Raw genomic sequence first — 1,253 nt, 5'->3', positions numbered from 1 at the left:
GGCGCGCGGAGGCGGCGCGGCGGCGCGCGGAGGCGGCGCAGCGGCGCAGCGGCGCGGCGGCGCTTGCTGTGGACACAGATCGTCACCGTGTAGGCGGACCGGGCGGATGCGGGCCGCTGCGCGCAGGTCCTTGGCACGCTTACCGTCGACCGATCGGCGACGGTCAGGACGAACGCGGCCGGGGCACGTGCTGGTGCGGCGGGTCGGGGGTGTCGTCGTCCTCCGGAGGCTGCGCGCCGGGGACCTTGGCACGGGCCACCCGGTCGGGCGCCAGGCGGTAGGTGGCGGCCCGCACGAGCTCGTCCGGCACGTAGTGCCGCCCGCGCCGCCCCAGCCGCGGCACCGGCACCTCGTCGACCGGATCCGGCTTCTGAACAACCGGACCCGGCTCCTGGACGACCGGCTCGAAGAACGCGCCCGACCGCGCCCCGCCCAGATCCGGCGTGAACGCTGCCCCCTCATCGACTCCACCGGGCCCAGCCGAAACGAACCCCGCACCCGCACCGAATGCACCGGCCCGATCCGGCACCAACCCCGCCGCCGCATCGGATACACCGGACCCCGACGCGACGAACCCCGCCCCCGGATCAAACGCACCGGACTGCGCCGGAACGAACGCCGCCGGTGCCTGGGGTGTACCGGGCTCTGCCGGGATCGGCGGTGTCACCGTTTCGAGGGAGTCGCCCGGCGAGCGACGCCCCCGCACATCGCCGTGCGCGCCGGTCGGCCGCGACGACGCGCCGGCGCGATCAGCCGGCGCGACACGGCCGCCAGGAGAAGCCGGGACTGCCGGCCCGGCGGAGGATGCAGCCGCCGAGGACGCGGGTGGGCGGGCGTTGGCGGCCATCCGGGCGGCCATGCTCAGCGTGCTTCTCGTGGCCTCCTCGTGGCCGGCCCGGTACGCCTCCTCCCGGTCCCAGGCGCCGCGGTGCCACTGGTGGACGCGGCCGGCCAGGTAACCCAGGCAGGCGAAGAGGACAGCAAGGAACGAGGACAGGAGGGGGGCCGTCATGCCCCGATTGTGACTACGGGATCGACTGACAGCTATGGACCGTTTGACCTACCCCGATCGTGGAAGGATCAACCAATGACAACCGTCGCGATGGTGAGCCCCGGCTACATGGGCTCCGGGCTGGGGTGGGCGCTGCGGACCGGCGGGGCGCGCGTGGTGGCCACGGCCGAGGGACGCTCGGACCGGACCCGCCGGCTGGCCACCGATGCCGGGCTGGAGTTGCTGCCCACGCTCGACGAGG

General features: G+C 74.8%; 1 protein-coding gene. It reads right to left on the bottom strand.

The window, feature by feature from the left end; all coding sequences use genetic code 11:
- Window positions 1–163: 163 nt before the first annotated feature.
- The gene (locus tag AB0M20_RS44330; RefSeq protein ID WP_364307579.1) at window positions 164–1,012 is read right to left on the bottom strand and encodes a hypothetical protein; all 849 of its coding nucleotides are present in this window, start codon (window positions 1,010–1,012) and stop codon (window positions 164–166) included.
- Between the last annotated feature and the right edge of the window lie 241 nt (window positions 1,013–1,253).

The organism is Actinoplanes sp. NPDC051633 (assembly GCF_040681735.1).
In the GTDB taxonomy this organism is placed as follows: Bacteria; Actinomycetota; Actinomycetes; order Mycobacteriales; family Micromonosporaceae; genus Actinoplanes.
The sequence above is the reverse complement of the archived record's forward strand: the minus strand, read 5'-3'. Positions and strand labels throughout refer to the sequence as shown.